The organism is Arthrobacter livingstonensis (assembly GCF_003219815.1).
Lineage (GTDB): Bacteria > Actinomycetota > Actinomycetes > Actinomycetales > Micrococcaceae > Specibacter > Specibacter livingstonensis.
Genome location: NZ_QJVD01000021.1, coordinates 1 through 19,254 on the forward strand (window position 1 = coordinate 1; position 19,254 = coordinate 19,254).

The window sequence follows — 19,254 nt, forward strand, 5'->3', positions numbered from 1 at the left end:
CTACAATTATTGGTATAAAAGTGGCCCTTTCCCCGGGATCCAGCGAGAAACCGGGGAAAGAGCCTACGTAACTTCAGTCTAGGCATTCCCTTCGACGCCGGCACAAGTTTCCGTCCGGGTGCCCGCTTCGGCCCGAACCACATCCGCGAGGCATCCCGTCAGCTACACCCCTATCACCAGACACATGACGTCTACCCGTTCAAGGTCCACCAGGTAGTGGATGCCGGGGACCTGGGGGTCACCCCGTACAGCATCGAGGCCGCCGTAGCATCCATAGAGAAATCGGCCAGTGCATTTGCCGAACAGGGGACGCGGCTTGTCACCCTGGGCGGTGACCACACCATTGCCCTGCCGCTGCTGCGTGCTGTGGCCAAAAAGAATGGACCCGTCGGCGTGATCCACTTCGATGCGCACCTAGACACATGGGACACGCACTTCGGTGCCCCAATCTGGCATGGCTCCCCGTTCCGGCGCGCAGCCGAAGAGGGCCTCCTGGATCCTGAACGGTGTATCCATGTTGGCTTCCGTGGCGGTGTCTACGACAAGAACGAACTGGAAAGCGACGGGGTACTGGGCTTCCAGATTATCCGCGCCGACGATTACGAAGAGCAGAGCACCGCACACATTGTGGAGCGTATTCGTCATCGGGTTGCCGGCGGGCTGGTGTACATCTCCGTCGACATCGACGTGCTTGATCCGGCACACGCCCCGGCAACCGGCACCCCTGAGGTGGCCGGTCTCACCACGCGTGAACTCTTCGCCACTTTGCGCGGGCTGACGGGCATTGGGATTGCCGGCGCAGACATTGTGGAGGTGGCCCCGGCCTATGACAATGCGTCCCTGACCGGGCTTGCGGCCGCGCACACCGCATGGGAAATACTGTCCGTGATGGCCTACGACAAAGAACACCACGGCATCTGAAAATCAAGGTGGCCGTCCACCGCTACCATCGGGTAAGGGGACTGCACAAGCTTAGACGCCAGTTCCGACCAATACTTTGGTTACAGATAACACAGCTAAATGCGGGGTGTGTCGGCGTTTGAGTTACTGCCCAGTTTCGTCATATTGGTCATGTTGACAGTATCAACACATTTTCCGCCTGACCGGTTGGGACGGTGTCGAACAGGGTCGGTTTCCGCATGTTTCATCGGTTGAGCGGTATTTGCAGAGCTGCTTCCGGGTTTGACTCCCACCTCGAAAACCGTATGGCCACGGATCTGATGGATTTTAGCGGCCCTTCGGCGGTTGCTTCACGAAATTGGAGACTTTCGGATCGGCGTTCCGGATCTTACCAATGGTTTGGGAGCGTGCAGGCTATGCGCCAGAGCGCTAGAAACTCCGCATTGCCGCTCGCATCGTGAGGCCTGGGTACAAAAAGATGAGTGGGTTGCTCTGAAAATGATTGTCGAAATTCTCGTATTCTCGGGAATTTTGTTTGGATTTCATGCCTCCGACATGTCAGCCATCGCCGTAGATTTCGGTCGAAAAGATGAGTGAATCTTACGCAATCATCGACGACGACTGAGCCCTTTGGCCGCAGATATCTGCAAAAACGGGTCGGCTACGCGAACAAAGGTGCAAGCACGAAAAGTGAATGTCCACCACAGGCAGAATAGGTCGGGCGATAAGGGGCAGGCGACGACCGAGACGTCACACGTTTTGTTCCGGTCAAGTCCAGCGCCGGCTTCCACGTCCACTTGGCGGATTCTATAGGTGAGGATGGCTAAAGCGCTTATTCAGTGGGCTCGTCCACGCATGGTTACTTGCTGAATAGCGTGGCAAGTTTCAGGAGCCCAGGTTCAATCCGCTCGTTGGGAATGGATGCGAATCCTATGCGCATGTAGTTGTTTGAGGCGTGACAAGTAGCGAAATACTTTTCGCCTGAATCAAACAGTATCCCGTTTTTCTTGGCCACGACCCGCAGTTCCCGTGTGTCTATTTGGGTGGGAGCCTTGAGCCATAGGCCGGTTCCGCCAGGGGGGAGGATCTGCTCGTCGGGAAAGATCTCACGAGCAATTGCGGAGGCAGTTTGCCAGCGGGTGCCCAGGGCCCGTCTGTAGGACTGCAGCGACGTCCTGAAGTCACCGCTCTGGTAGAGCAGCGCCACTGCCCGTTGAATTTGCCCGGGCGGCTGCCTGTGCTGATAGCGCCGGGCCTTGCGCAGGATCGCTATAAGCGGCGCCGGGCCTACGAGGAATCCGATGCGGATGCCGGGCGCCAGGACCTTCGACATGGTCCCGAGATAAATGGTCCGACCGTTGGGGTCTAACGCTGCCATCGCGGGGGAGGGCTGACCTCTGTAGCGCAGTTCCGAGTCGTAGTCGTCTTCGACAATGATGAAGTTGTGGCGTGAGGCGTCCGCAATGAAATCGAGACGTCTTTTGGCCGTCAGTGTGACGTTGGTCGGGTGCTGGTGGCTGGGTGTTAGATAGATCAGTTTTGCATGTGAATAGGATTCCTGCGGTATGGCTCCTTCGCCGTCAACCGGAAGGTACCCGAGGTTGGCTCCGGCCCGGGAAAAGACGTGACGGGCGTCGAGGTACCCAGGGCTTTCCACGAGGACGGAATCGCCGGGATGCAGCAGTCTTTCGCCCAAAAGCTGAAGGCCCTGTTGGCTGCCAAGAGTGACCAACACATTGTCCGGTTCGGTAAAGATCCCCCTCGCTGGCAGGATCAGGTGACAGATGGTCTCGAGCAGCAGGGGATCGTCCATAAGCACGTCATCCAGACTGGCGTGACGGTGCTCGTCGGTGGCAAGTGAGGCTTTCAAGGCCCGCATCCAGGCTGCCGTCGGAAAGTATGCAGGGTCGTGCTGGCCGGTCACGAAGGGATATTTGAAAGTCCACCATCGAGGTTCCCTATCCAGCTCAGGCAAGGCCGGGGCAGTCGATGACGCCAGCTGGACCCAGTCGATCTCGGAACGGTTGGCGTCCACGCCAGGCGTGCTGTCGTGGTCGACGCTGATGGGGGAGATCTGGTGGTTGACGAAGTACCCCGAGCGGGACTTCGAGACAATGAAACCGTCGTCGAGCAGTCCACTATATGCAGCTTGGACTGTGGTCCTTGAAACGCCGAGAAGTTCGGCGATTTGTCGACTAGACGGGATCCTGTCGCCGGTGGGCCAGACCCCGGACGCGATAAAGCTTTCCACGGTAAGTCGAACCCGCAAATACAGGGGTGTCCCGGGTGGTGCCGGAATCAGCGCGAGGTCGTTCGGCGTTTGCTGCCGTGTTCTTGCCATGGCCCGAGCATATCAGCCCAGATCGTCTTTCTGGACTGGTAAAAGTTCAAAATACTGGACCTTGTCAATACCAAAAAAAGCCAGAATAATGTGACGCAACCTACAAAAAAGGAAGAAGCTATGATTCCCAGAACGGCGAGCGTTGTCATCGCTCTGATTACACCAGTCACGCTAGTGACACTTGGGGTGTTGCTACTTGGAGGGTCAACGGCAACCATTTTCGGCATACCGTTGATCCTTCTGTTCATGTTCGTCATGTTCCCGGTAACGAGCCTGCTGATGTGGATCAGCTGGCGTTTGTTTGACAAGGATGGGGACTACCAGCTGGACGAACTTGAGGGCGCGACCACGGAGGTGGCTCCATGACGATCGTCATGTTTGTGATTGTTTTGCTGCTCGCGGTCGCGATTGGTCTGTATTCGCGGGTTGGCGCCGGAAAGTCCACCGCCGACTTCCTGGTGGGCGGCCGGAGCTTCGGCTCGGTGGTCGTGTTCATCATGGTGGTGGGGGAGGTGTATTCTATCGGCACCATCATCGGATTCCCGGGCGGGGTTTACGCGCACGGGGTGGGATTCGCGGTGTGGTTTATGGGCTACATCCTCCTGGGTTACCCCATCGGCTACTTCCTGCTTCCACTGCTGTGGAAGGCCGGGCGCCAATATGACGCCATGACCCTTCCGGACATTTTCCGCGGACATTTCAAGTCCCGGCCGCTGGAGCTGACCGCCGCACTCGTCTGTGTCGTCTTCCTGATCCCCTGGGCCCAGCTCCAGCTGACGGGCCTGGAAGTCGCCCTTAACGGATTGGGCCTTGGCCTGACGCCGTTGGTCACGGTTCTCATTGGCGTCGGAATCTCTCTGGTGTTCGTCCTCCTCTCGGGCATCAGGGCACCGGCCTTTGTCAGCTTCCTGAAAGACTTTGCCTTGATCGCCGTCATCCTGGTCGTCGCCGGCTTCGTGCTGAACAAGGTCCCCAACGTGGCTACGATCGTCGCGAACGCAAATATTGGCTCGGTGCACACCACGATCCCCGGCGGGGCACCGATGCTTAACACCATTTCCACCTTGCTGTTCCAGACCATCGGCTTCTACATGTTCCCGTTCGTGGTCCAGGCCGTGCTCAGCGGAAAATCGCCCGTCAGCATCAGGCAGACTCAGATCGCCATGCCCTTGTACATGTTGATGTACCCCTTCATCCTGCTCACATCGTTCTTCGCCATCTCGGCGGCTCCGGGCCTGACCGGAGCAGACACCAACCTTGCCTTCATTGAGGTGGCACGCCAGCTTCTGCCCGATTGGCTGGTAGGCGTGGTCGCCGGAGGCGCGGCGCTGTGTGCAATCGTGGTCCTTGCGGCGTCAGCGCTGGTCATCGGCACGCTCTTCTCCAGAAATGTCCTGACCAACATCAGTGAAGCCAAACAAAAGCCCATGACAAAAGTGGTCATCGTTGTCTACCTGGCCATATCCATTGTGCTGACCCTGGTGGTTCCCACCATCATGGGAACCTTGATCAACACCGCGTACTATGGGCTGACCCAGCTCATTGTCCCGGTCCTGCTCATGATCTTCCCGACCCGGGTACGTCCCGGCGCCATGGCCGCGGGGCTGGCGGTGGGCGCCTTGACCGCCATCGGCATCTATCTCTCCGGAGCCACGCTGGGCGGACTCAATATCGGAGTGCCGGCGCTGGCCGCAAACCTTCTGGTGGTCGGTGTTGGCCGGCTGGTTGCACCGTCCCCCACCCCCACCCGTTCGCTGGCGGTGCGCCGACGACCCCTCCCCGCCGACGCCGGAACCCCGGCCCGCCCGACCCATCACAAAGCCCGGAAAGTGAGCGCCTCCTAGATGTCTGCCGCAGTTTTCACCAACGGAACGATACGCCTGGACGCCTGGAGCGATCCCGTGGAGGCCCTCGCCGTGGAACACGGCACGGTTCTCAAAACAGGGACCGTGGAAGAGGTTGAAGCCGCTGCCGGTCCGGCACCCCGGCGAATCAACCTCGACGGCGCCACAGTGATCCCGGGATTGATCGAGTCCCACGTCCACCCCGTGTTTTTCGGCCTCACCCGGAACTGGACTGACTGCCGCAGCCCGCTCAACGGAAGCATTGCCGACGTTCAGGCCGCACTTCGCGGGGACCTGGGCACGCTGGCCGACGGAAAGTGGCTGCGCGGCTGGGGATATGACGACACCCTTCTGGCGGAAGCTCGCCATCTCCGCCGCGAGGACCTGGATGCCGTCAGCCGCGATGTGCCCATCGTTGTCTCCCATATTTCGGGGCATTTTGTGGCCGCCAACTCCCGGGCCCTTGAACTCGCCGGCATCCATGAAGACCGGGCAGATCCGTCGGACGGCCGTTTCGTCCGAGATGAAACCGGCAAATTGACGGGATTGATGTGGGAGATGGGGGCGGTTCATGCTGTACTTGACGCCATGCCGCAGGCTTCCGCGGCAGATGTCAGGGAGGCGGCCCTCTACTCGTTGGAGGTAGCAGCTGAACGGGGCATGACCTCCATCCACGACTTAGGCGTGGGGATCATGGCCGGCGACTTGGAAATCGAAACGTGGCGCAAGCTCGCCGCAGAGTCCCGACTACCGATCCGGGTAACCGGATACGTCAGATCGGACCTCGCCCTGCGGTATTTGGAAAAGTCTCCCGACCTGTTTTCCCAGCCCGCTATGGGCAAGTACAGGGTGGCCGGCGCAAAATTTTGGTCGGATGGCTCCATCCAAGGCCTTTCAGGTGCACTCAAGGAGCCATACTCGTGCCTGGACACCGAGTGCGGCGAACTGCTGTATTCCCCCGAGGAACTGGCGGGGCTCCTGCGCCGCATTGACGACGCCGGGGGCCAGTGCGCAGTCCACGCCAATGGTGATCTGGCCATCTCCACCGTAGCCCAGGCCTTTGCCACATTGCGCGGAAGCTCGGAACAAAACGATCCGAGGCACCGGGTTGAACACCTGCAGATGGCGTCGGCCAAGGACATCGCGTCTCTGGTCGCCTCAGGCTCTGTAGCGTCCATTTTCGCCAACCATGTTTACTACTGGGGTGATCGGCACCGCGACAGATTCATTGGTGCCACACGTGCCGCCAGGATTGATCCCACCCGCGATGCGCAGGACGGCGGCCTCCACTTTGGCATGCATTCCGATTGCCCCATCACGCCGATGGACGCTCTCGCCACCTTCCGCACCTCGGTGACGCGGCTAACCAGCGGCGGCTCGGTCCTAGGCGAAGCACAAAGGCTGGACCCGCGCGCAGCCCTGCATGCATTGACCGCCGACAGTGCTTACCTGACCCACGACGAGGCCCATCTGGGCACACTGACTGCCGGCATGGATGCGGACCTGACCATTCTGGATCAGGACATCGTCGGCCTTTCAATTGAACAATCTCAGAACGTCTCAGCCGTGGCGACCGTGGTGGGGGGTGAATTCGTCTTCAACCGCGCGGGCTTCTAGCGGCCTCGATGTGTTGCCCCTCGACGTTGGTGACGGGCGGGCTGGCTGAGTGAGAAATGAGAAGGCCTCTGGGTGAGGCGGAACTTGACTTGACATCCGCCCCGCCCGGAGGACTTGTCCATGTCCGATGTTAACCCTGGTTTGGCTTCGCAAGGCATGTTGATGCGGCCCGGTGCAATGTGGACAATAGTTGGCTGTTGCGGCGAATCTCGGAGCGTTTCCAGAAGCCCGTTCCGATAACAGCCCACTGGACGGGGCAATACTGTAAACCCGACATCGCCGGCAGGGCCGAATCTTCCAGTCGACCGACGCGTTTCCCTCAACTCGCCCCTGTCCACGGCGATCGAAGGCCCAATTGTTGCCAGTAACTATGATCGAAGACGGAACAACCATCTCCAGTGTCGTGGTGGAGAATGAGGCACTGCCGGGATGTCTCATAGCGGCACGTCCAGTCGAAATCCGCAGTGGCACTTGAGCGGGCGGGTCCGAATCGAAATCGTGGGGGACGGACTGTCTTTGCTGCCCACGGGGCCGTCGAGACCTGAGATTCCCTCCTCGGTTTCCTCCATCGGTTCACCGCAATGGATGAAATATCGGCCGAAATGCAGGACTCCCGGTGCTGTTGCACCTGCGTTGAGCAGCGTGGCCACCTGCTGGACGCTGGCGTCATGGCCGTAGAAGGAGCCGCAATACATGCATGAGTACTCGAGGGAGACATGGCCGGGCAACGCAGGAACGGTGGCTTCGATGGCCTCGATGACCAAGTCATTGGCGTTACCACACATGGTGCAGATTAAAGCCGGCGGCTCGGGGTTGTCTATTTCCCCGGGAAGATTCGCAGCGGGCAACATGGTCATGAGGATTCTCCCAAATGACGTCCACAAGGGCCGGACTTACTTATCAACCTTCCGCCCCACCAAGGAGTGGAATCCCGGCACAAGGTGACTCGACCGGTTTTCCGTGCTGGGGAAGGATCAAGGTGGTTCACCGTAAAGGCAGGTTTTGAGGCCAATTTCCCGTAGCGGGCCGGCCCCCGGAAGGGGAAGGAATAATTACCGGCAGGAATGCGGCGCTCACAACGGGCGGACGTTCTCGGCCTGGGGGCCCTTGGGGCCCTGGGCGGGGTTATAGTGGACTTTTTGGTTCTCGTCCAGGGAACGGTAGCCGCCGGCGTCGATGGCGCTGTAATGGACAAAAACGTCCGCCGACCCGTCGTCGGGGGCAATGAAGCCAAAGCCCTTCTCGGCGTTGAACCACTTAACTGTGCCAGTAGCCATGACTGTGTTCCTTCACAAGACCTTGGTTCACCGCCAGATCAGTGACGGCCACGGACATCGTCGTCCATGTTCCCCAATGTACGGGGCAGGGGAACAGGTGTGCAAGGGAATCAGCGACTATTGGGGGAACACGGGTTTCCCGCACGGGGAACCATGCCATGTGGCACGCCTCCATCGTTCGGCCGCCTGTCAAAGATTGGTACGGATCAGGAAATCCAGTCGTCGGAGCGGGGCGCCGCTCATTCCATCGAAGGATGCCACCTAGACACAGATACCCCCTAGGGGTATCGTAGTGGTGTTGTCGAAGCAAAGGAGAAGGCATCTTGAAGACCTCGCTGAAAGTGCGCGTCTCGGCCATCAGTGACGCCGCCGTGGTGATCTTGAGTGGATGCGGTGCAGGGGGCGGCGGCACTGACGGGTCCTCGAGCCCATCACACCCCGTGCAGTCCACCCAAGAGTCTTCCGGTTCGGTGGCGCATGGCCATGCCATGGACGGCGGCCCCGCACAGGAGGCCGTCAAGCAGGCAGTCGACCCGCGCTACCCTGTAGGGGCCGAGGTCATTTTGAAGGCCGACCACATGCCAGGGATGATGAACGCGCCCGCCACGATCTCCGGGGCATTCCAGACGACCGCCTACGCCGTGGACTACACACCCACCGATGGCGGGCAGGCAATCAAGGACCATAAATGGGTCGTGCAGGAAGAACTCCAAGGTGCGCGGGAGCAGCGGCTGGCCGTTGGCCGCACGGCCGTCATGATGGCGGACCACATGCCCGGAATGAAGGGAGCGACGGCGACGATCTAGCAGGTGTGGGCGGGTCGCGTCTACATGGTCGACTACCAGACAGGCGGCAAGACGATGAAGAATCACAAATGGGTCATTCAGGATGAGATCCGGCTCGCCAGCTGAGCGATGTATCGAGGAGGAATTCGATGGAACACGACATATTGGGGGAGCCTGCGGGCCACGGCCACGCGCTGCCTGGGCACGAAGGGCACGAGGGAGAACCGGCAGGGCATCCTCATGATATGTCGGCCATGGCGGTCGGCGCGACGCTGCACTGCCTGACCGGGTGCTCGATCGGGGAGATCATCGGACTCCTGGTGGCGACCGCGGCGGGTTGGTCGAACCTGCCGACGACGGCCCTGTCCATCGCACTGGCCTTCGTCTTCGGGTACGCACTGTCGGCACTTCCCCTGGTCCGCGGCGGCATTGCCCTCACCGCTGCCCTGGGGCTGGTGCTCGCCGCCGATACCTTGTCCATCGTGACCATGGAAATCGTGGACAACCTGGTCGTGCTGGTCATTCCCGGCGCCATGAACGCCGGCCTGCTCAACCCCATCTTCTGGGTCTCCATGGCCATTGCCCTGACCATCGCGTTCTTCGTTGCCTGGCCGGTCAACCGGGCCCTGCTCCGTCGCGGCAAAGGACACGCCATTACCCATCACGCCCTGGGCGAGGGCGCAACAATGGACAACCGGCCACTGGTCATCGGCATCAGCGCCTTCCTGCTCGGCGGATTCATCGCCTCGATCGGGACACTGCTGGGCTGAGCGCCAAACGGGCAGCCCTCAAACGTGCTGCCGGAACAAGTGGCATGGCACTTGGTCGCGGATAAATGACGTCCCGCCGAAAGCGGCAGATTGTTGGGCGATTCCGGTCTGCCTGAGGGTTCTGATTTTGCATGTGGGTGTGAAATTCTGCCCGCTGGCCGTGTGGCGGTTGTCGGTGAAGGGTTCCACGCCGGTCACGGTGGTGCTGGTTTATCATTTGTTTGCGTGAGGAAGGATGGCGGTTTTAGCCTCTGGTGGGCTCAGCGCCGTGATCTGCTGCAGGCCTTTGATCAGAAGTTGCACCAGCTGTGGCGGGACGCGATCCGTGATGCTCCGAGTCTGTCCATCCCCTCCTGCTGGAAACCGGCCCTTACCCCCACATGTCACTACGCTTCGTTGGTTGGACGGAGTGTGGATGATCCGGTGAAAACATTTGAAAAAGAATTTTGGTTCTGCACCGTGAGGTTTTACCCGTGAGATACGCCTTAGCTATGTAAGCACGATCACGAATCCCACGAGGAGATGTTTCCCATGACAGAGGCACCCAGAACCCCCAGCAACTCCGGCGGCGTCATGGCCACCCCGGAGGAGCAGAAGCGCAACGATCCGCAAAAGCAGCCCAAGACGATGGATTCACTGCACACCGAACGTGGGGACACCACGATCGAGGAAACTGTGGTGCAAAAACTCGCTGGCATGGCCACCCGCGAGGTTCCTGGGGTGTACGCGATGGGCAGTGCGGGTCGCCGGGCCTTTAGTGCGTTGACTGAACGAATCCCCGGTTCACAGACGAATGTTAGCGGCGGTGTCAGCGTGGAAAAGGGCGAACGCCAGACTGCCATTGATGTCACCATTGTCATCGAATACGGAGTCTCCGTGGTCGAAGTCAGCCAGGGAATCCGCCGCAACGTCATCCAGTCAGTGGAACACGCCACCGGACTGGAAGTACTGGAAGTGAACATCAATGTCACCGATGTGCACCTGCCTGATGACGACCAGCAGGACCAGCAGGACCAGAAGACCGATCTTCAGTAATTACAGTGACACCGGGCAGGAATTCCCTACCCGGGAAGGAAAATAGGGTCCGGTGAGGAAAAGGATGACTATGTCTACTACACGTTGGTGCCTAACCATAGGTCTGGTGCTGGGAATTGTTTTGGGCTTCGGCGGGTGGTGGGCGCTGGTGGCCGCCGTCGTTCTTGGCTTCATCGGCCTGATTGTTGGCCGGGTTGCCGAGGGGAAGTTGGATATGCAGGCCCTGTTCGGTCGGGCATCGAGTCGATGACATCCCCAGGAGCCCACATCCGCCCGGTAACTGTGGGCGGTGCCGATGACGTGACGTTCGCCGAGATGGCGTCGCGAGGGCAAACCGTACTGGCAGATAAGGTGATCGAAAAGATTGCCGGACAGGTCGCCAGGGACGAATCCTCCGCTGGCGGTTCTTCCGGAGGCTTCCTGGGTATCGGCGCCCATGCGGACCTCTCCGCACGACCCCAAGCGACCGCTGAGCTTAGCGGCAACATCGCCACTCTTAGTGTGGAAGTCGGGATGGTGTATCCGGCGCCGCTGCGCCAGGCAACCGAGGAACTACGCCGACGGATCAGGACGCGGGTGACGGAGTTGACCGGGGTTGACGTGCGTCAGGTAGACATCAAGGTCTCATGGCTGACCACCGACACCGCCGGAGGAAGGAAAATGCTATGAGTCGGCACAACGAACGTTCAACCCGCCTGCGGCACCGGCCCAGCCGTACCGTTCCAGCACTCATCGTCAGCCTTGTCCTTCTTGCCCTTAGCGTTGCGTTGGTGTGGTTATCCATTGCACGGCTGGTCAACGGTCACTGGCCCACCCTTTTGCAGGGACCACGAGACTGGCTCAACTCGCTGGCATGGAGCGCCCCCTCCATCTGGGGAATTGGCATGGTCGCCGCCCTGGTGGGTGTGATCTTGTTACTGTGCGCCATCATTCCGGGAGGGTTCAGTGCCCTGGAAGTGCATGACTCCGGGCGCAGTTCAGGGGAACTGGCGTCACCCGTGCGGGAGCAAGAAACAGTGATGACCCGCCGTGCGGTCGCCCGCCTGGCTAAGGCACAGTGCGAACAGATAGATGGTGTCGGTTCGGCGTCGGCAACAGCAACCGCCCGGAGGGTGCATCTCAGCATCCAAACGCCCCTGCATGAACACGGTGACTTGGGTACCCGGATCACTGCCAGCGTCCGGGCCCGCTTGGAGGAAACGGGGCTAGAACCGGTCCCGCGAATCACCGCCACCGTCCATTCCCGGCGCTGAGACCATGCCCGTACCTGCACAACCCAAATTATTGAAGGAAGGATTCCGATGAGACAGACCGCAGGAACTATAAACCGCATCTGGTTGGCTATTTTGGGTGTGCTGGTCCTGATCGCTGGCATCGCCTTGCTCTTTCAGGCCGGCGGCCAGTTGCACCGCTTCCTCCAGAGCGCCCCATCAGGAACCCGTGTTGTTACCGGAGATTTGCATGCCTTCTTCGCCGCGTCGGCGGTGGTGTCCGTCCTGCTGATCGTCGGAGTCATTGCCGGGGTGCTGGGACTGCTGTGGATGATCGCCCAGATCCCGCGGAAGAATGCGGCAGGGACCTACCGCCTGCAGGGCCATGACGCCGGCGGCTTCACCGTCTGTGACCCCGCCGTCCTGGCCGGCGCAGTTGAAAACCAGGTCAACATCCTCCCCGGTGTTGTTGCCGCCTCCGCGATGCTGCGCGGCAGCGCCAATGCCCCGGACCTGACCCTGAAGGTCACGGTCAACGACAGGGCCAACATCCAGGACCTCATCCACCGTATCGATTCCACCATTTTGCTGGACCTCGCGAACGCGTTGGAAGCACCGTTACAGCGCGCCCGACTGCAAGTTGACGTCAGCGGACGAACCCAACGCACGGGAACCGTGGTGCAGTCCACGGGCACGGTAGTTGGATAGAAAGGCGGCTTGGATCGTCCTCTGAACACCCACCATCATCCATCGAACATAGCCCGGGCAGCGACGCTCGTTGTCCCGGTCAAAGGAGCAGTCATGAAAGCAAAAGTCACGTTTCTCGCTGGAATGGCCACCGGGTATGTTCTCGGTGCCAAGGCCGGTACACAACGCTACGAGGAACTCAAGCACGTTGCCGCGAAGCTATGGCGCAGCGAACCCGTGCAGGGGAGTGTGTCTGTCGTGGAGGACACGCTAGGGAAGGATGCGGCCAAGACTTCCAAAAAGGTGAAAGCCAAGGTGGCCCGCGGTCTTCGTCGCCGTGCCAAAAAAGCACGCCGGTGACAGATAGGGGACCGGTCACAGCCCCACGGATTCGGACATGCTGACTCGACCCAATGCGGGTCGCAAGAGCATTGACCACCCTGCAGATGCCCGGAATCCGTGGACGCTCGGAGCCCTGCCGCACTGGTCAATAAATGCGGCCCGTGGTAGTAGGGCGTGTCTCCCAATGATCTGACTGATGCATCGGCAGGACGGAGGAATGAACCCTCGCTACGCCGTCTTGTCCGATGCCCAGTGGAAACAAATTGCCCCACTGATGCCTGAATCCGAGGGGAAGTTGGGCCGTCCGTTCAAGGATCACCGCCTCATGGCAGAGGGAATCATCTACCGGTACCGGGCCGGCATCCCTTGGCGGGACCTGCCGCCGCATTTCGGGCCGTGGCAGACGGTCTGGAAGCGCCACCGCCGCTACAGTGGCGACGGGACCTGGGACAAGGCCCTTGCCTCCCTGCTGACCCGGGCGGATGCCGCCGGGCTGATCAATTGGGGGGGGGTCTCGGTGGATTCCACGGTCAACCGTGCCCACCAGCATGGCACCAATCTCCCTCGCCTCACAGGGGGACCTATCGAATGACAAGAATTTGCTCGTGGAGCCTGCCGATCACGCCATCGGCCGCTCCCGCGGCGGCCTGACCACCAAAATCCACGCGCTGGTGGACGGCAATCAACGCCCGCTGGTCCAGCTCCTTGGGCCGGGCCAGGGCGGGGACTCGCCCATGTTCGAGAACCTGATGGAGGCCCTGAGGGTCGAAAGGGAAGGCCGCGGACGGGCGCGCACCCGCCCGGACCGGGCGATGGCCGACAAAGCCTACTCAGCCAAAGCGATCCGCGCCTACCTGCGGGAGAGGGGCATCGAGTGTGTCATCCCGGAAAAGGAGGACCAAAAAGCAAACCGACAGCGCAAAGGCTCCGCTGGCGGCAGGCCGGTCCGCTACGACAGGGAAGCCTACAAACGCCGCAACGTGGTCGAGCGCAGCTTCAACACGCTCAAGCAATGGCAGTCCCTGGCCACCCGGTACGACAAGCTCGCCCTTACCTACCGCTCGACCGTCGTCCTGCAGGCGGTCGTCATCTGGGCATCCGCATTGGCAGACGCGCCCTAGGACATTAGACCGGCGAAAATCACGCCGACGTATCTTTCCGATCCTTCGGTATAGACGGCCACCGCAAGAGTCGTGAAGTCTGCGTCTCGGATTGCGGCGCGAGCTTTCGGATCTGTCAGCAACTCATTGATGGCGAACTCGAGTGACAGGTTCCGAGAGTAGCCGTCGTGGCTGACTGCGAACAGGACGCCCGGGACGGACGAGAAATTGGTATGAGTTTTATAGCGGGAGGCAGTGCGGGTTTGGTTCATGGTGGTGAGCTTGGCGTTTGACTTGAACCCCGGCTTTCCTGCTGCTACTCGAGCCGAATTGAAAGCCTTGATGACGGACGCCGTATCAGAGGACGAGTACGTCAACGAGCCGGGCTTCGGAGCGGCGGCTGGCGCCTTTACCGAGATGAGCAACTTCTGGGTCTTCGCAGCCGTCTTCGTGACCTTCTTGCCTCCTGACGGGTACCAGAAGTTGATCGTGTCTGTCACCGTGTAGGAGCCGGGCCCCAGCAATACACTGGTGGCGCTGGGGGTGACAACCTTGCCGCTGGCAGTCTTCACGGTCAGCCTGGTACTGGACAGGACAGCCGCGGCATCCTTGGAGTACGCAGGGAAGACGCGAACCTTGGCTGCCGAACTGGCAACGGTATAGTTGGGAATCACTTTCGGGTAAACCGATGGCGCCTTTACCGAGATGAGCAACTTCTGGGTTTTCGCAGCCGTCTTTGTGGCCTTCTTGCCTCCTGACAGGTACCAGAAGTTGATCGTGGTTGTCACAGTGTAGGAGCCGGGCCCCAGCAATACACTGGTGGCGCTGGGGGTGACAACCTTGCCGCTGGCAGTCTTCACGGTCAGCCTGGTACTGGACAAAACTGCGGTTGCCGACTTTGTGTACAGCGGCTTCGCTAGGAACTTGGCGGTGCTCGACGCGACGACGGCGTTCGGAATGGAGAGAATGGTGACAGATGGTGTGGGCGTTGCCGTCTTGGCTGCAGCAGGAGCCTGTGCAGGAGCTGTCGAAGCGATGGCCGCAGATACTCCACCGCCAGAAACGACAGCCGCGAGAACGGCGGCGGTCAAGACTTTGCCTACAAAATTCAAATGTTCCCCCAATAGTAGGTGCTTACGATACCACGTCCGCTGAGGAGGTATTCCGCGGCACCGTTACCAGCGTGTTGTGGCCGGCATGATCGGGCTCGACCTGCGATATGGCACCGCCAGCTTCAAATTCTCACCCCAATGCACTCTGCCCAGTCCGACGTCCACATTTCTTCTCGTCCTCCGAAACCTTCCTTCACTAACAATTAGTTAGGGTGTGCCTCCTGACCGGTCGTTTCGGGGTTTGACATAATTTCGGGGTGTCTTCTCGCTAAGCCAACTCCGCAAGGTCGTGGAGCGCAGCCTAGACTCCATGAAGCAATGGCGCGGACTGGCTACACGCTACGACAAGCCTGCCCCAACCCACCGGTCAGCCGCCGTCCTCCAAGCGGCCGTCATCTCGGCCACCGCATTAAGGAGACACGCCCTAGGCCCCCGCCCTGGATATTTCCGGCCGGCCTAGTCCAATGACTGAAAGAATAATTGCGAGAGTTGGCCACGCTATTTGAAACCCTCCACCTAGAACTGCATTGCTTTCGCTCGTGTTGGCTTTTGTGGGCACTCTGACTCTCAGTCGCATTTCGTCAGATTAGCCGAACTTCGATAGCCGTGGCAGAAGGTGTCCCTGGCGTATCCAGCTGACGGGCCTAATTTGATGTCCTCCATGGCCGGCTGACGGCTGGGCATTCCAGGCTTGAGGGGTGTCCGCTGGCGGTAGATGGGATCGGGTGGGTTCGTTTGTGCCAGGGCTCGGCTACCGGGCCGCGGTAGCGGAACGGGGTGTGCGAAGGCGAGTTGGAGAACGCGGACGAAGACGAGGCGCGGGCATGAGGATTTGCGGCGGTTGAAACGGAAGACGAACTCATCGCGGTATGCCTGCAAGTGCGCATTGCCGATGGCTCCTTGGTGTGTGCCCAACATCCATCGTTTGACGAACGAGATGACCCGGTGGAGCGGTGGCAGCAGTGCCCCCGGATCCTCACCACGCGCACGGGGTGCGCGTTGACTGCGAGATTTGGGAGACTTGTCGCCCGAGACTCTCCAGGCCATCATCGAGGTCCTGGATCGTGACCTTGCCCTGCATCCCGTGGCGGAGGCGGCTAACGATTCAGTAGATAGTCCCTAAGCGCCTCTACCAGTTCGTCGACGCGGTTAAGATCGACCGAATAGCGTGGCGCCCGGCCGTGCCGCTGGCCTCGGATGGTGTCGACTATGATGACCCCGGAATCTTCGAGCACGAGGAGATGTTTTGCCACGCTCGCCTCGCTGGCACTTACGGCTTCAACGATGTCCCCGCGTCTCACGGGACCATGATCATTCAAGTAGCGAATGATTTCGTTGTGCCCGCGATTACCGAAAGCCCCCGTTGCGGCTTCCACATCGGCCGTCCACGCAGGGCCCTCTGGGTGCACGATCTTTGGCATGGTCCTATTCTCCTTCCGTTGTCCACAGACTTACATCGGACGGCTCGTCAGCAGCAAATATGACGCCTGGCACTTCCTTGGGCTGTGATCGACCAAAGGCTTGCAGAACCTCGGTATTGTCCGGCGCCTGATGCGTTTTCTGGACGTAGTGCTTGCTGGTGATCTTTTCGCTTGAGTGGCCGAGCTGCGCCGTGGCAGCGGCCATGCCCTGGGTGTTGGCCAGAATGGTACCGACGGATTTCCGAAAAGTATGCGGCGTCACCCATTCGAAACCGATGGCCGTCCGTGCATCCCGCCATTGCTTACGGAAGCCGTTGGGATCACGAATCGTCCCCACACTGGAAGCGAAGACCAGCCCCAGAACATTCGATCGGGCCGTGTCGGCCTGACGCCGGCGCAGCATCTCCACAGCAAAGAGTGGCAGGAAGTACCGCTGTCTGGAATTGGCGCTCTTGGGATGGTCTTGAATGATCAGCCCGTTCTTTCCCCGAAGATTGATGATGGTCCCGTTGACAGCCACCGTTGGCTTGTCGGCATCAAGGTCGACGTCGACCCATCTGATCGCCAGCGCTTCGCCTATACGGACCCCCGTGGCCAGCATGATGTCCACAACGTCCAGGACGTCCTTTTCATGGAGTCCGTTGGGACCCCCGGTCGGTTGTTGCCACGCATGGACGTCGCGACGAAGTTTAACGGCTTCATCCAAGGTAAGGGCTCTGACCTCCTTGGTGGAGATGGGGATCCGTGCGACTTCCCTGAGTGGATTCGCGCTTAGGGCACCGTGGCGGGTGGCGAGACTCAACATGCCGGACAGGATGGTCTTGCACATCTTGGCTGTCGAATTGCCGTTTTTGGTGCGAACAGTCTTGAGGAACCTATCCAATGAATTCACAGTGGCTTCCCTGATCGTGAGGTCTCCCACGCCCGGCAGGATGTATGTGTTGATGATTTCGCGATACCTTCTACTGGTATTGGCGGCGCGGTCCAGGTCTTCAAACTCCGCCCACCAGATCTTGGAAAGTTCCAACAATTGCATGTCGGGGCTGATTTCTTCCTCATTGACAGGGACAAGAAGTGTGAGCCTGTGGATGAGGGCTGCTTCTGCTTTCGGGCCGGAGGCTCCCTGCGCTTCGTAGAGGCGCATTTTGCCGTCAAAGGAGCGGAACTTGGCGCGTGCACGCCAGATCTTAGGTTTCAGCTGGGTTCGATGTATTTTTCCCCATGTCCCCAACTGTGTCCGTTTTCTAGGCAAAGTGGTCCTCCGTGGAGGCAATCCATTCATTGAAGTCAGTGCGGCTGATGCGGAGGTGCCGGCCAATGCGATGAGCCTTCGGGCCGAGGTGCTTGACGCGCCACTGGTAGAAAGTCTGTTCCGGAATTTGCAGTTCCCTGCAGATGTCCTTCGGCGTCAACCACTCCTCAACCAAGCCGGCCTCAGCGGTGGAAGTATCGGGCTTTAGTTGCTGGGTCATCGGAATGTCCTTTGAGAGATGAATATCTTGTTATTGGTCATTCCGGGCTGGAACGACATGGCCATCGGGCGGTACTTGGAATGCCTACGCCATGCCCAAACCTTCAATATGAGGTCCGCGGTTCATGGGCGGTTGGTAGGCCGCATTGCGGTCCGTTGCCCAGGGCGCGAGGATCCCCTCGCCAATCATTTGATCGCTGAGCCGAGCAAGCCGGTAATACGGGTCGGCTTCGAGCGCGCGTTGGAAACACTCATGAGCACGGGAGCTCCTGCCTTCCCACCATTGGATGACGCCCAAGCTGGTGAGTACCGGTGCTGCGTGGGCGCCATCGGCGAGGGTATAGACGTACAACAGAACATCAGTTGCCCGGTCCACCCGGCCCCATCGTGGTGCCTGCTTCGTTTGACCGAGGAGAAGGTCTCTCAAGTCCCCACTAATGCCAGGGATGTCTGCCAAGAGCCGGTCGCGCACTGAAGTGAATTTGAAGTCAGCCAATAGCTCGGCGGCCTCGTCATCGGTCGGCATGTCGGAGCCGTTGAGCAGTTCGCACCACAGGGCCCGTGCCTCGGCGATGGCGGCGGGAGGACTCATGGCCTCGATCCTGCCGCAGTGCTTGAAGACTTCCTCGCCGACGTCGCGCCGGGCGAGGACAGGGACATTGAATCCGGGGTTCGAAGCAATGCTGGATCCACGGAACACGAGCTCGGCGTTGAGCTGACTCGCAGTGATGCGGTCCAGTGGATAGCTCCGGGGTGAATCATCAGTCATGCGCAGGTAATTGGTGAAGGTCGACTCGCCGATATACCAGCCGTCCCGGAGGGATATCTCACGTTCGGACAGCCTTCCAGTGAGGGATTCCAGGGTGGCCTCATACGGCCGGGGATCCCCATGCTGCCAGGGGGCATGTGTAAATATGCCAAAGACGACGCCGGTCGCTTCCCTGTCGACGGCGATGCACTTGACTACATCGTCAACGTATCGAGCGGCGTCATGGCCGGGTTTGGGCAGGTTGACTCGAAGGGTCGCGCCAATGCGGCGGTCATCCACGATGATGCAGACCAAACTCTCCTGGGGCCAATAGCCGAGACTGTGCCCCATCAGGGCGATGAAGTCGCCCGGAGTCTTGATGCTGAGCCGTTCCACATTTCCTCCGACCATGCGCGTACCGCGAGCCGAAGCTCTTGTTGCCTGTTCATGGTGTGAAATGCGCAAAACGACGTGAGTGGAAGTGATTTGAGGCGATGCCATCCAGGGCCGCGAGCCACTTTTGGTTTTCACGGCCGGCAGGAAGCTTGCGGTGAAACCGCCAGCCTGTGCCGCATGCAGCGCCTGATGGAGCA

The 19,254-nt window shown here is 60.1% G+C and carries 19 protein-coding genes and 3 pseudogenes; 13 read left to right on the forward strand and 9 right to left on the reverse strand.

The window, feature by feature from the left end; all coding sequences use genetic code 11:
• The first annotated feature begins 84 nt into the window (after window positions 1-84).
• A complete protein-coding gene (gene speB, locus CVV68_RS16790) occupies window positions 85-921 on the forward strand; it encodes an agmatinase (protein WP_245933610.1) in 837 nt (278 codons plus the stop codon).
• An 838-nt stretch (window positions 922-1,759) separates the two neighbouring features.
• Here speB and pdxR read toward each other — a convergent pair.
• Window positions 1,760-3,241, reverse strand: a complete 1,482-nt coding sequence (gene pdxR, locus CVV68_RS16795; RefSeq protein WP_110502159.1) for a MocR-like pyridoxine biosynthesis transcription factor PdxR — start codon at window positions 3,239-3,241, stop codon at window positions 1,760-1,762.
• A 120-nt stretch (window positions 3,242-3,361) separates the two neighbouring features.
• Between pdxR and CVV68_RS16800 the strand changes: the two genes are divergently transcribed.
• Genes CVV68_RS16800 through CVV68_RS16810 form a run of 3 tightly spaced genes read left to right on the forward strand, consistent with a single transcriptional unit; the run spans window position 3,362 to window position 6,702 of the window.
• Window positions 3,362-3,607: a DUF3311 domain-containing protein gene (locus tag CVV68_RS16800; RefSeq protein ID WP_110502160.1), complete on the forward strand. Its 246-nt coding sequence runs from the start codon at window positions 3,362-3,364 to the stop codon at window positions 3,605-3,607.
• Entirely contained in the window at window positions 3,604-5,085 is a 1,482-nt protein-coding gene (locus CVV68_RS16805) for a sodium:solute symporter family protein (protein WP_110502161.1), read from the forward strand. Before CVV68_RS16800 ends, CVV68_RS16805 begins: the two co-directional genes overlap by 4 nt.
• A complete protein-coding gene (locus CVV68_RS16810; RefSeq protein WP_110502162.1) occupies window positions 5,086-6,702 on the forward strand; it encodes an amidohydrolase in 1,617 nt (538 codons plus the stop codon).
• Window positions 6,703-7,136: 434 nt separating this feature from the next.
• On the opposite strand, the gene CVV68_RS16815 is transcribed toward CVV68_RS16810, so the two are convergent.
• Both CVV68_RS16815 and CVV68_RS16820 read right to left on the reverse strand, forming a co-directional pair.
• Complete coding sequence (locus CVV68_RS16815) at window positions 7,137-7,559, reverse strand: hypothetical protein (RefSeq protein WP_146238939.1); 423 nt, start codon at window positions 7,557-7,559, stop codon at window positions 7,137-7,139.
• A gap of 216 nt (window positions 7,560-7,775) precedes the next feature.
• Window positions 7,776-7,979 carry a cold-shock protein gene (locus tag CVV68_RS16820; RefSeq protein WP_110502164.1) on the reverse strand — a complete coding sequence of 68 codons (204 nt, stop codon included), beginning with the start codon at window positions 7,977-7,979 and terminating at the stop codon, window positions 7,776-7,778.
• A gap of 488 nt (window positions 7,980-8,467) precedes the next feature.
• On the opposite strand from CVV68_RS16820, the pseudogene CVV68_RS16825 reads away from it, so the two are divergent.
• The 9 genes and pseudogenes from CVV68_RS16825 (at window position 8,468) to CVV68_RS16865 (ending at window position 13,930) form a co-directional block, all read left to right on the forward strand.
• Window positions 8,468-8,890, forward strand: a pseudogene (locus CVV68_RS16825) (YdhK family protein).
• A gap of 119 nt (window positions 8,891-9,009) precedes the next feature.
• Window positions 9,010-9,534, forward strand: coding sequence for a DUF4396 domain-containing protein (locus CVV68_RS16830; RefSeq protein WP_211320885.1), 525 nt, complete (start codon window positions 9,010-9,012; stop codon window positions 9,532-9,534).
• Between the two features lie 531 nt (window positions 9,535-10,065).
• A complete protein-coding gene (locus tag CVV68_RS16835) occupies window positions 10,066-10,569 on the forward strand; it encodes an Asp23/Gls24 family envelope stress response protein (protein ID WP_438502653.1) in 504 nt (167 codons plus the stop codon).
• Between the two features lie 70 nt (window positions 10,570-10,639).
• Window positions 10,640-10,819: a hypothetical protein gene (locus CVV68_RS16840; RefSeq protein WP_110502236.1), complete on the forward strand. Its 180-nt coding sequence runs from the start codon at window positions 10,640-10,642 to the stop codon at window positions 10,817-10,819.
• Complete coding sequence (locus tag CVV68_RS16845; RefSeq protein WP_110502165.1) at window positions 10,816-11,238, forward strand: Asp23/Gls24 family envelope stress response protein; 423 nt, start codon at window positions 10,816-10,818, stop codon at window positions 11,236-11,238. Before CVV68_RS16840 ends, CVV68_RS16845 begins: the two co-directional genes overlap by 4 nt.
• Window positions 11,235-11,822 carry a DUF6286 domain-containing protein gene (locus CVV68_RS16850; RefSeq protein ID WP_110502166.1) on the forward strand — a complete coding sequence of 196 codons (588 nt, stop codon included), beginning with the start codon at window positions 11,235-11,237 and terminating at the stop codon, window positions 11,820-11,822. Before CVV68_RS16845 ends, CVV68_RS16850 begins: the two co-directional genes overlap by 4 nt.
• Before the next feature lie 48 nt (window positions 11,823-11,870).
• A complete protein-coding gene (locus tag CVV68_RS16855) occupies window positions 11,871-12,488 on the forward strand; it encodes an Asp23/Gls24 family envelope stress response protein (RefSeq protein ID WP_146238940.1) in 618 nt (205 codons plus the stop codon).
• Window positions 12,489-12,581: 93 nt separating this feature from the next.
• Window positions 12,582-12,827, forward strand: coding sequence for a hypothetical protein (locus tag CVV68_RS16860; protein ID WP_110502168.1), 246 nt, complete (start codon window positions 12,582-12,584; stop codon window positions 12,825-12,827).
• Between the two features lie 199 nt (window positions 12,828-13,026).
• Window positions 13,027-13,930 (forward strand): annotated as a pseudogene (locus CVV68_RS16865) (IS5 family transposase).
• On the opposite strand, the gene CVV68_RS16870 reads toward CVV68_RS16865, so the two are convergent.
• From CVV68_RS16870 to CVV68_RS16900, 6 genes and pseudogenes are all read right to left on the reverse strand, one after another.
• Window positions 13,927-15,000 (reverse strand): CAP domain-containing protein, encoded by a 1,074-nt coding sequence (locus tag CVV68_RS16870; RefSeq protein WP_146238941.1) that lies wholly within the window; start codon window positions 14,998-15,000, stop codon window positions 13,927-13,929. The pseudogene CVV68_RS16865 and the gene CVV68_RS16870 overlap by 4 nt on opposite strands.
• 807 nt (window positions 15,001-15,807) lie before the next feature.
• Window positions 15,808-15,972, reverse strand: a pseudogene (locus CVV68_RS24330) (transposase); the annotation flags it as partial.
• A gap of 146 nt (window positions 15,973-16,118) precedes the next feature.
• Entirely contained in the window at window positions 16,119-16,442 is a 324-nt protein-coding gene (locus tag CVV68_RS16885; RefSeq protein ID WP_110502171.1) for an ArsR/SmtB family transcription factor, read from the reverse strand.
• A 4-nt stretch (window positions 16,443-16,446) separates the two neighbouring features.
• The gene (locus CVV68_RS16890) at window positions 16,447-17,586 is read right to left on the reverse strand and encodes a tyrosine-type recombinase/integrase (RefSeq protein ID WP_170133219.1); all 1,140 of its coding nucleotides are present in this window, start codon (window positions 17,584-17,586) and stop codon (window positions 16,447-16,449) included.
• Between the two features lie 100 nt (window positions 17,587-17,686).
• Complete coding sequence (locus CVV68_RS16895; RefSeq protein ID WP_110502173.1) at window positions 17,687-17,914, reverse strand: helix-turn-helix domain-containing protein; 228 nt, start codon at window positions 17,912-17,914, stop codon at window positions 17,687-17,689.
• A gap of 84 nt (window positions 17,915-17,998) precedes the next feature.
• The gene (locus CVV68_RS16900) at window positions 17,999-19,057 is read right to left on the reverse strand and encodes a DUF4192 domain-containing protein (RefSeq protein WP_170133220.1); all 1,059 of its coding nucleotides are present in this window, start codon (window positions 19,055-19,057) and stop codon (window positions 17,999-18,001) included.
• Between the last annotated feature and the right edge of the window lie 197 nt (window positions 19,058-19,254).

What these genes read in the sequence shown, in the direction of transcription:
- pdxR (WP_110502159.1), bottom strand. Translation starts at nt 3,241, where the DNA reads ATGGCAAGAACACGGCAGCAAACGCCGAACGACCTCGCGCTGATTCCG.
- CVV68_RS16800 (WP_110502160.1), top strand. Translation starts at nt 3,362, where the DNA reads ATGATTCCCAGAACGGCGAGCGTTGTCATCGCTCTGATTACACCAGTC.
- CVV68_RS16805 (WP_110502161.1), top strand. Translation starts at nt 3,604, where the DNA reads ATGACGATCGTCATGTTTGTGATTGTTTTGCTGCTCGCGGTCGCGATT.
- CVV68_RS16810 (WP_110502162.1), top strand. Translation starts at nt 5,086, where the DNA reads ATGTCTGCCGCAGTTTTCACCAACGGAACGATACGCCTGGACGCCTGG.
- CVV68_RS16815 (WP_146238939.1), bottom strand. Translation starts at nt 7,559, where the DNA reads ATGACCATGTTGCCCGCTGCGAATCTTCCCGGGGAAATAGACAACCCC.
- CVV68_RS16820 (WP_110502164.1), bottom strand. Translation starts at nt 7,979, where the DNA reads ATGGCTACTGGCACAGTTAAGTGGTTCAACGCCGAGAAGGGCTTTGGC.
- CVV68_RS16830 (WP_211320885.1), top strand. Translation starts at nt 9,010, where the DNA reads ATGTCGGCCATGGCGGTCGGCGCGACGCTGCACTGCCTGACCGGGTGC.
- CVV68_RS16835 (WP_438502653.1), top strand. Translation starts at nt 10,066, where the DNA reads ATGACAGAGGCACCCAGAACCCCCAGCAACTCCGGCGGCGTCATGGCC.
- CVV68_RS16840 (WP_110502236.1), top strand. Translation starts at nt 10,640, where the DNA reads ATGTCTACTACACGTTGGTGCCTAACCATAGGTCTGGTGCTGGGAATT.
- CVV68_RS16845 (WP_110502165.1), top strand. Translation starts at nt 10,816, where the DNA reads ATGACATCCCCAGGAGCCCACATCCGCCCGGTAACTGTGGGCGGTGCC.
- CVV68_RS16850 (WP_110502166.1), top strand. Translation starts at nt 11,235, where the DNA reads ATGAGTCGGCACAACGAACGTTCAACCCGCCTGCGGCACCGGCCCAGC.
- CVV68_RS16855 (WP_146238940.1), top strand. Translation starts at nt 11,871, where the DNA reads ATGAGACAGACCGCAGGAACTATAAACCGCATCTGGTTGGCTATTTTG.
- CVV68_RS16860 (WP_110502168.1), top strand. Translation starts at nt 12,582, where the DNA reads ATGAAAGCAAAAGTCACGTTTCTCGCTGGAATGGCCACCGGGTATGTT.
- CVV68_RS16885 (WP_110502171.1), bottom strand. Translation starts at nt 16,442, where the DNA reads ATGCCAAAGATCGTGCACCCAGAGGGCCCTGCGTGGACGGCCGATGTG.
- CVV68_RS16890 (WP_170133219.1), bottom strand. Translation starts at nt 17,586, where the DNA reads ATGCGCCTCTACGAAGCGCAGGGAGCCTCCGGCCCGAAAGCAGAAGCA.
- CVV68_RS16895 (WP_110502173.1), bottom strand. Translation starts at nt 17,914, where the DNA reads ATGACCCAGCAACTAAAGCCCGATACTTCCACCGCTGAGGCCGGCTTG.